This is a genomic window from Bifidobacterium amazonense (genome assembly GCF_018555435.2).
Lineage (GTDB): Bacteria > Actinomycetota > Actinomycetes > Actinomycetales > Bifidobacteriaceae > Bifidobacterium > Bifidobacterium amazonense.
Genome location: NZ_JAFEJT020000016.1, coordinates 44,456 through 53,099, shown reverse-complemented (window position 1 = coordinate 53,099; position 8,644 = coordinate 44,456). Strand labels below are relative to the sequence as shown.

Annotated in this window: 7 protein-coding genes and 1 tRNA gene; 5 read left to right on the top strand and 3 right to left on the bottom strand. The window is 64.5% G+C overall.

Going from position 1 to position 8,644, the window contains the following annotated elements; genetic code table 11:
• Positions 1-246: 246 nt before the first annotated feature.
• On the top strand, positions 247-498 hold the full coding sequence (locus tag JS533_RS05500) for a hypothetical protein (protein ID WP_241513452.1): 252 nt from the start codon (positions 247-249) through the stop codon (positions 496-498).
• A 240-nt stretch (positions 499-738) separates the two neighbouring features.
• Here the strand turns inward: JS533_RS05500 and JS533_RS05495 are convergent, their stop codons facing one another.
• Positions 739-1,134 (bottom strand): DUF4235 domain-containing protein, encoded by a 396-nt coding sequence (locus tag JS533_RS05495; protein ID WP_241513453.1) that lies wholly within the window; start codon positions 1,132-1,134, stop codon positions 739-741.
• 357 nt (positions 1,135-1,491) lie between these two features.
• Here JS533_RS05495 and JS533_RS05490 point away from each other — a divergent pair, with 357 nt between their 5' ends.
• On the top strand, positions 1,492-2,190 hold the full coding sequence (locus tag JS533_RS05490; RefSeq protein ID WP_241513454.1) for a histidine phosphatase family protein: 699 nt from the start codon (positions 1,492-1,494) through the stop codon (positions 2,188-2,190).
• A 219-nt stretch (positions 2,191-2,409) separates the two neighbouring features.
• On the opposite strand, the gene JS533_RS05485 is transcribed toward JS533_RS05490, so the two are convergent.
• Positions 2,410-4,185 (bottom strand): glycoside hydrolase family 13 protein, encoded by a 1,776-nt coding sequence (locus tag JS533_RS05485; protein WP_241513455.1) that lies wholly within the window; start codon positions 4,183-4,185, stop codon positions 2,410-2,412.
• Positions 4,186-4,735: 550 nt separating this feature from the next.
• On the opposite strand from JS533_RS05485, the gene JS533_RS05480 reads away from it, so the two are divergent.
• Both JS533_RS05480 and JS533_RS05475 read left to right on the top strand, forming a co-directional pair.
• The gene (locus JS533_RS05480) at positions 4,736-5,101 is read left to right on the top strand and encodes a YccF domain-containing protein (protein WP_241513456.1); all 366 of its coding nucleotides are present in this window, start codon (positions 4,736-4,738) and stop codon (positions 5,099-5,101) included.
• A gap of 109 nt (positions 5,102-5,210) precedes the next feature.
• Positions 5,211-5,293: transfer RNA gene (locus JS533_RS05475), tRNA-Leu, on the top strand.
• A 485-nt stretch (positions 5,294-5,778) separates the two neighbouring features.
• On the opposite strand, the gene JS533_RS05470 is transcribed toward JS533_RS05475, so the two are convergent.
• On the bottom strand, positions 5,779-6,720 hold the full coding sequence (locus JS533_RS05470; RefSeq protein WP_241513457.1) for an AEC family transporter: 942 nt from the start codon (positions 6,718-6,720) through the stop codon (positions 5,779-5,781).
• A 143-nt stretch (positions 6,721-6,863) separates the two neighbouring features.
• On the opposite strand from JS533_RS05470, the gene JS533_RS05465 reads away from it, so the two are divergent.
• On the top strand, positions 6,864-8,555 hold the full coding sequence (locus tag JS533_RS05465) for a gamma-glutamyltransferase family protein (RefSeq protein WP_241513458.1): 1,692 nt from the start codon (positions 6,864-6,866) through the stop codon (positions 8,553-8,555).
• Positions 8,556-8,644 lie beyond the last annotated feature (89 nt).

Below are 8,644 nucleotides of genomic sequence, written 5' to 3'. Positions count from 1 at the left end.
GAACCCGGAAGCTAAGGCCTGGCACGGCAATGGTACTGCACCCGATAGAGTGTGGGAGAGTAGCACACCGCCGCATTCACACTTGATGAGGACCCCGGTCGAGCCACACGGCTCCCGGGGTCCTTTCTCATACCCACACAACACAACGACGAACCAAGCGACGAAAAACACCCAGCCGGAACACCGCCAGCAAGACAAAAACACCACGCATATTCAACAACTACACCACTTGTTACGGTTACTACCATGCATTACTTTGTCCCCAAACGCTGCACCGAGTCGAACAAGATCATGTATCACGACAAGGCGCAGGCTCAACAAGCGGCAGACCAAAGCCTGCGCGAACGCGGTGCGGAACTGTGGGTATATCGTTGCGAATACTGCGGTACGTGGCATCTGACCCATCGTGACCCGCGTAACAGTTATCGTGTGGTGCCGCTCAACCAGCAACTCAAGCCGCACTCACGCAAGAAAGGCTACAAGCCGCGCCGCCGATAGCGGGTGACGTGACGATCCGGCATCCAGGGACGCGATGACATGGCTATACGCACATCGATACGTAGACACAGCGTCTCGCATACACACAACCACGCTGGTTTTGTCAAGTCGTGGCTGGCCGACGAACAAGCATTGAAGCAATGCACTACGCGACGGTCATGCCGTATATCGTCGCACGATCGACGGCGGCAAACGTAACGTTCACCGCGAGTGCACAACGAGTGCGCAACGGGCACGCGATCAGTCGTTCCTGCGACGATGGCGACGATCGACGATCGCCTGCGAGCCGCGGTCCGACAGCTGCGACACAGCCGCGCCGACGGCCGCCGACAGCGCCGAGAACAGCACGCTCATCATCAGGCTTTCCTTTTCATCGACCACGCCGTCGCCAAACGAACCTGCGCCGGCCTGCGACGCAGCCTTGCGATTGCGGCCCAGACTACGGTTCCACGCGAACGTGAACAGTTTGCCGGCGACGAAACCGGCGACGGACGGCAGAGCGAACTTCAGAAACTTGTCGCCAAGGGAATCGGGGTCGTTGATTCGCTTCGCGCGCATGGCATCCACCTTCTCGTTGATCCTGTCGAACACGGCGATGATCTGATCGGCGGTCGACTCTGCCTGAACATCGGTCATGGTCAACATTATTTGGCGAGGTAGCGACGCGCGTGCGGGCGCGTGCGGGCGCGCGTGCAGACGTGCGCAGCTACGAATCGCCGTTAGGCGAAGGACCGAGACAGTGCACCTACACGTGGCGAGATACGGAAAACCGCATCGGAAGGGCTATGCGAGCGCTTGGAGTGCACCCACACGTGGCGGGATACGAAGGGCCGTCGGTGCGCGCACTTCAGTCACGCGTCCGGCACGAGCCCAGCTGTCCGCACAACCCAACGCGGACGGCTCCCGCCTCGGTCACGCATCCGTACACGAACGCCTACGGCAAAAACGAAGCAAACGATGCGAAACCCCGACGACGTGAGTAGAGTGGGGCGTATGAGTCAAACGAACAGTGGCAAGGCGGCCGCAAACGGACCAACCGGACAACTGGTACTGCTGCGGCACGGGGAAACCGCATGGAGCGTCTCAGGACAGCACACGGGCCGCACGGACATCCCATTGACCGAAACCGGCGTGCGACAGGCGCAGGATGCCGGCAAACGTATTCGCAGCCTGTTCCCCGAAGGGTTTGACAACGACTGCATGTTCGCCAGCCCGCTCAAACGTGCGCAGCAGACCGCGCGTCTGGCCGGATTCGAACCGCAGACGCTGCCCGCGTTGGCCGAGTGGGATTACGGCCGTGCGGAGGGCCGTACACGGCAGACCGTGGCGCAGATGCACGGCGGATCGTGGGACGTGTGGCGCGACGGTCCGGACGCGCTCGATCCGTCCATGGAAGGCGAATGGGAGGAGACGCTGCCGAACGGAGAACGGATCACCGTACGCAATGGCGCCGGCGAGTCGCTGCAGGACGTGTACGAGCGCGTGCAGCTGGCCATCGACCAGGCGATGCCGTTGCTGGAAGACGGCCGCAACGTGCTGTTCGTCGCGCACGCGCACGTCCTGCGCATCCTCACGTCCCGTTGGCTGGGCGTCGAGCCGCAGTTCGCACGTTTGCTGCGGCTCGACACCGCGCACTACTCGATCCTGTCCGTCTACAAGGGCGATCGCGTGATCGAACGCTGGAACTGCTGACGAGCCGTTGACGTACGCTGCCAACGTATGTCGATCGACAACATGCGCACTGCGGCGAACGCTGGCCGGTGACGTGCACGACATCACCGATATCGTGCACGTCGCAGCCGGCGTTCGCCGCCGTTTGCGTTCGTCGGCCAGCCTCGTGTCGCGTCCTCGTGCGTTCGTGCGCGTATGACGTCTGCGCGTAGTCTGCGCGTATGACGTCAATGACGCGCGCTACTGCAGCAGCCAGACGGACGCGTCGGACGGCAGAAGGCCGTCGACCAGCGGCACCGACGCGAGCACCGGTTCGCCGGACGGCAGTTCGATCGCGTCCGCACCGAAATTCGTGACGCTGACGAGCGCACGGCCGTCGTCGTCCGTGCTCGGCCGGCGGTAGGCGATCACGTCGTCGCCCATGTCCAGCCAGTCGAACGTCGACGTGTCCGCAGTCGCCGTCAGCAGGCCGGCGCGCAGCGACAGCACGCGACGGTACAGATTCAGCATCGACTCGGGATCCCGCTCCTCGGCGTCCGCGGCGTAGTCCTTGTACCACAGCGGCTGCGGCAGGTGCGGATCGGCCGCATGCGATCCATCCGGACGCGTGGCCGGCGAGAAGCCGAACGAGGCTCCCGTGCCGAACGCATGCTCGGACCGGGGTTCCGGCGACCAATTCGCCACAGCCGGCACATCCGTCGAATCCCACGGCAGCGGCACGCGGCAGCCGTCACGGCCCTTGTCGGTGAAGTTACGCAGCGTGTTGAACGGCGTCGGATCCTCAAGCCGGTCCCACGGAATGTCCGCGACCTCCGGCAGGCCCAGCTCCTCGCCCTGATACACGTACACCGAACCGGGCAGGCCCATCTCCATCAACACGGCGGCACGGGCGCGGCGCGCGCCCAGCTCGCGATCCTCCTCATACGAACCGCCGTTGCGCAGCAGCCAATCGTGCGCCAGCTGGTGATACGGCGCGCGCGTGACCTGCGGCAGGCCGTAACGCGACGGGCTGCGCGGCACGTCGTGGTTGTTCATCACCCACGTCGTCGTCGAATCGCCGGTCTCGGCCGCGGAATCCAGCCCCTCGGCGATCGCCGCGCGCATTTCGGCCGCGTCCCAGTTCGCCTTCGCGAACTCGAAGTTGAACACCTGGCCGAGCTCGTCGGTGCTCGCATACAGATGCTGATGCTCAGGCACCACCCACGCCTCGCCGACCGCGAACCGCGGCGGATCGTACTCGTTGAAGATCTCGCGCCACTCACGGTAGATGTCGTGCACCTCGGGGCGGTCCCACAACGGGCTCAGACCGTCGCTGGACAGCGCGTTCTGCACGCTGTCGGCCGGCTGGTCGGCGAGCGGGACGCTGTCGAGATCCTTGGCGAGACCGTGCGCCACGTCGATGCGGAAGCCGTCCGCGCCGTGGTCGGACCAGAAGCGCAGCGTCTTCGCGAACTCCTCGTGGATGTCCGGATTATCCCAGTTGACGTCCGGCTGCTCCTTGGTGAAGATGTGCAGATACCACTGGCCGTCCGGCACGCGCTCCCACGCGGGGCCGCCGAACATGGCCTGCCAGTCGTTCGGCGGCAGTTCGCCGTTCGACCCACGGCCCTCGCGGAAGATATACCGGTCGCGTTCGGGGGAGCCGGGAGCGGCCGCGAGGGCGGCCTGGAACAGCTTGTGCCTGTTCGACGTGTGATTCGGCACGATGTCGACGATGATCTTGATGCCGGCCTCGCGAGCGGCCGCGGCCATCGCGTCGAAGTCGTCCATGGTGCCGAGACGCGGGTCGACGTTGCGATAGTCGATCACGTCGTAGCCGCCGTCCGCGAGATCGGACGGATAGAACGGGCTCAGCCAGATTGCGTCCACGCCGAGCGTTTTGAGATACGGCATCTTCTCGGTGATGCCGGCGATGTCGCCGAGGCCGTCGCCGTTCACGTCCTTGAAGCTGCGCGGGTAGATCTGGTAGACGACCGCCTGCTTCCACCAGTCGTCGCGTGTGTTGTTCGACGTCATTGGAGTCTCCTTCCAGCGGGTCTGCTGCGGTTTCGTCGCGTTCGCGCCGTGGTTGCGGCGGCGGTTTTCGGCCGTGGCTTGTGGCCGCGGTTTGTGACCGGGACTGCGGCTGTGGCAGCGCCGTAGCCGTGACCGTGGTGGGGCGGCTGCTTGTAGCCGTGGTCGCGATAGTGGCTGTGGCCGTGGGTTGCGACCGTGCCGCATTGAGTCGCGTTGTGCCGCGTTGTGCCGCGTTGCGCGTGGGCGCGCGTCCCGTCCTCATGCAAACGATAGCAGAAGGGATTGGCGACCGGTCGGATGCGAACCGGGGACGTTGGGTCGGGATGGGGATACTCGGCGGGGCTGCCGGATCGTGACTGTCGGATCGCGCTCGACGAGCGGGCGTGCAAAGCGGTGTGCGAACCGTGCGGAATGGTTGTATACAAGGCTGGCCCCGCGTTGGTGAGTTGGTGAGGGATGGTCCGGCTTGTCGGATCAGGCTTGCCGGATCAGGGATAAATCAGTGGTTCCCCTGACCGTTGCGCCCGTTGCGGCATGGCAGTATGAAGATATGAGACTTTTGGGCAATATCGTGTGGCTGATTTTCGGCGGTCTGCTCCTGTCGTTGGGCTGGGCGATCGTCGGACTGGTGCTATGCGTGACGATCATCGGCATCCCGCTGGGCATACAGGCGTTCAAAATGGCCGAACTCACGCTCACCCCGTTCGGTAAGACCGTGGTGTATCGGGGCGGCGTCGGATCCACGCTGGCGAACATCGTGTGGATGGTGCTGGTCGGCGTGTGGATGGCGCTCGGGTATGTGGGTGCCGGCTTGGTCAACTGCCTCACCATCATTGGCATCCCGTTCGGCATCCAGTCGTTCAAGATGGCCAAACTGGCGCTGTGGCCGTTCGGCGCGGACATTGTGTCGCTGTGAGTGCTGCCATACTGCCGTGCGATGAGAGGGTCTGATTTTCGCTGCGATATCGCGCGACACGCCGAAGATTGCGTGACTGATGATATGGGTGTATCTTAATCGATTGTCTGCGAGTGTGGCGGAATGGTAGACGCGCTGTCTTCAGGTGGCAGTGAGTGTATGCTCGTGGGGGTTCAACTCCCCCCACTCGCACGCAGGGAGAAAGCCCCGAATCGTTGGAATATCAACGGTCCGGGGCTTTTCTGTATCTGTCGGGCGCAGGAAGACCCTACGCAAAATGTTTAGATTTCCCCACATTCCTGTCCGGTTGGCCCGTCGGCCCGCCGTTGGAGGCCGGGGTGGCGGCGGATGTGGGGAAACAGGCAGCATGAACAGGCCTTGGCGGAACCACGGACATGGCCCGATGACGAAAGTGGGGAAATGGACAGCATCAAGCCCGCCGATGACGGGCGTTCATACTGCCTGTTTCCCCACTTTCGGCTCGATATCCTGAATGTGGGGAACCAAGCAGTACGAACGGGATCGGAAACCGGCGTGTCGCGTCGCAATTTCCCCACTTTCGGATACGGGCGTGCGTAAAAGTCTCATTTTCCCCACATTCGGATATCTTCCGTTGCGGGCGGTCGGCCCGAGACGGCCCGAGACGGTCAGGCGCAGTTGTTGAATCACCCAGACACTCACCCCAGCAGCGCGGCGATGATGAAGATGAACACGGGGGAGGAGAGGGTGCTGAGCAGGATGCCGTCGCGGGCGAGGCGCGTGCCCGCATCGTAGCGCGACGCGTAGTTGTACACGTTCTGCGCGGTCGGCAGCGCGGCGAGGATCACGCACGCGTACAGGTCCGTGCCGCGGAATCCCATCATGAAATAGGCAAGCAGGAACGCGGCCGCCGGCATCACCGCATTCTTCAGCAGCGCAGCCGTAATCGTCGCCGCATAATCGGCGCCGGCTCCGAACGGCTTCGTATTGCGCAACGACATGCCGAACGCCGTCAGAATCAGCGGTACCGACGATCCTCCGACGATATTGATCGGATCGTACAGATAATCCGGCACGACGAACCAGCCGACATGGTCGCTGATCGCGGACGTGACGATGCCCAGCAGCACGCCGATCAGAATCGGCTGATGCAGCGGCTGGCCGACGATCGTGCGTACGCTCACCGTGTCCTTGGACGACAGGTCGAGCATGGTCAGCGCGACCGGCGTGAACAGGATGCCCTGGATGAGCACGATCGGCGTGACCGCGGTCGGATCGCCGAGAATGTACGTGGCGATGGGCAGGCCGATATTGTTCGCGTTCATGAACATGGAGATGAGCACGCCGATCGTCGCGTCGGCGAGTTTCAGCCGGAAGCATGCGGCGTTGATCGCGAGAAATATCGCGCCCGTGATCGACGCGCACAGGATCGCGACCAGGACGCCCGTCTTGAACACGTCCGCAAGATGCTCCTTGGACAGCAGCGCGAACATGAGGCACGGCGTGGACACGAAATAGCTGAAACGATTGAGCACCATCTGCGCGGTCGGGCCGCCGATCTGGCAGCGCGCGGCGATATAGCCGATGAGAATGATGATGCCGATGACGCAGAACCCCTGCATCGCCGCGATAAGACCCATACGCTCCTCCGTTCCCCGCATCTCGGGCGGCTCTCCGAACGGTGCTTGCCGAACGGTGCTTGCCGAACGGTGCTCTCCGAACGATACTCATTATGCGCAATGCCGCGCGCGTCCGCCCGGCGCCGGCGACGATAATGGACGACATGATGAACGCGAATTTCGACCCGCTCTCCCAGCGCTACCCCTCCCAACGATTCCCGATCTACGCCGACCGGGCCATGGTCAACTGCTCCGAACCGCAGGCGTCGGCCGCCGGTCTGCAGGCCATCCTCAAAGGCGGCAACGCGTTCGACGCGGCCGTCGCCGCAGCGGCCGCGCTCACCGTCGTCGAACCGACGTCCAACGGCCTCGGATCGGACGCATTCTGCATCGCATGGAGCGCTCGCGAGCAGCGACTGATCGGCCTCAACTCGAGCGGTCCGGCGCCGCAGGGCATCTCCATCGACCGGGTCATCGCGGACGGCAACGTCACCGCGGACGGCCATATGCTGCGCTTCGGCTGGACGCCGGTCACCGTGCCGGGCGCGCCCGCCGCATGGGCCGCGCTGAACGAACGCTACGGCCGGCTCACGCTGTCCGACGATCTCGCGCCGGCCGTCGACTACGCGCGCAACGGCTACGCGGCGAACCCGAACCTTGCGTACTGGTGGAAGCGTTCGGCCGACGCGTATCGCCGGGAGAACGCCGGCGGCCGATTCGACGACTGGTTCCGCACGTTCACGCGCGGTGCCGACCAGCGCACGCCGCAGGCCGGCGACGTCGTCACGCTGCCGGATCATGCCGACTCGCTGGCCGAGATCGGCGCGACGAACGCGCGCTCGTTCTACGAGGGCGATCTGGCGCGTGCGATCGACGCGGCAAGCCGTGCGGCCGGCGGATACCTGCGCTACGACGATCTGGCCGCGTTCCGTCCGCGCTGGGTCGATCCGATGCGCCTCGACTATCGCGACGGCTGGCAGGTGTGCGAGATCCCGCCGAACGGACAGGGCATCGTCGCGCTTATGGCGCTCAACATCCTGCGCAATTTCGACGTCGCCGGAACGGATCGCGCGCTCGCCTACCATCGGCAGATCGAGGCGATCAAAATCGCGTTCGCGGACGCGTTCGACGTGGTCACCGACCCGGATGATACGAGCGTTGATTACGCGCGTTATCTTGCGCCCGAATACGGTGAGGGGAAGGCGCGGCTGATCGGCGAGACCGCCGAAGTGCGCACGACGCGCACGCCGTCGACATCCGGCACCGTATACCTGTGCTGTGCGGATGGCGAAGGCAACATGGTCTCGTACATCCAGTCGAATTACATGGGATTCGGGTCGGGGATCGTGGTGCCCGGCACCGGCATAGCATTGCAGAACCGTGGCGCCGATTTCGCGCTCGACCCGTCGCTTGCGAACGCGCTCAAGCCGGGCAAGCGCACGTATCACACGATTATTCCGGGGTTCCTGATGCGCGACGGCCGGCCGGTCGGGCCGTTCGGCGTGATGGGCGCGTACATGCAGCCGCAGGGTCACGTGCAGGTCGCGATGAACGCGATCGACTTCGGCATGGACCCGCAGCAGGCGCTCGACGCGCCGCGCTGGCGGTGGGATCGAGGCAACGCGACGCGCGTGGAGACGCGGTTCGACGCGGCGATCGCGCGCGAACTCGCCCGGCGTGGACACGACATGAGCATGAGCCTGGAGACGGCCGACTTCGGCCGCGGGCAGATGATCATGCGCGTCGGCGACTGGGATGGTGCGGCTGTCGGTGTCGCAACCGGTTCCGGCTGGGGCGGGCGCTCGCTGGTCGGCGGCACGGAATCACGCACCGACAGCAATATCGCCTGCCTGTAGCGCGGTCGTGCGGCCGTCGCCGATCGGTTGTTGCCGATCGGCCGCCTTGCACGGGTACCCCGCGCGGTGGGGTACGATGGCGGTCGGAT

Excerpts from the sequence above, each read along its gene's own strand:
- JS533_RS05470 (WP_241513457.1), bottom strand. The coding sequence starts at position 6,720 with ATGGGTCTTATCGCGGCGATGCAGGGGTTCTGCGTCATCGGCATCATC.
- JS533_RS05480 (WP_241513456.1), top strand. The coding sequence starts at position 4,736 with ATGAGACTTTTGGGCAATATCGTGTGGCTGATTTTCGGCGGTCTGCTC.
- JS533_RS05500 (WP_241513452.1), top strand. The coding sequence starts at position 247 with ATGCATTACTTTGTCCCCAAACGCTGCACCGAGTCGAACAAGATCATG.
- JS533_RS05495 (WP_241513453.1), bottom strand. The coding sequence starts at position 1,134 with ATGACCGATGTTCAGGCAGAGTCGACCGCCGATCAGATCATCGCCGTG.
- JS533_RS05485 (WP_241513455.1), bottom strand. The coding sequence starts at position 4,185 with ATGACGTCGAACAACACACGCGACGACTGGTGGAAGCAGGCGGTCGTC.
- JS533_RS05465 (WP_241513458.1), top strand. The coding sequence starts at position 6,864 with ATGATGAACGCGAATTTCGACCCGCTCTCCCAGCGCTACCCCTCCCAA.
- JS533_RS05490 (WP_241513454.1), top strand. The coding sequence starts at position 1,492 with ATGAGTCAAACGAACAGTGGCAAGGCGGCCGCAAACGGACCAACCGGA.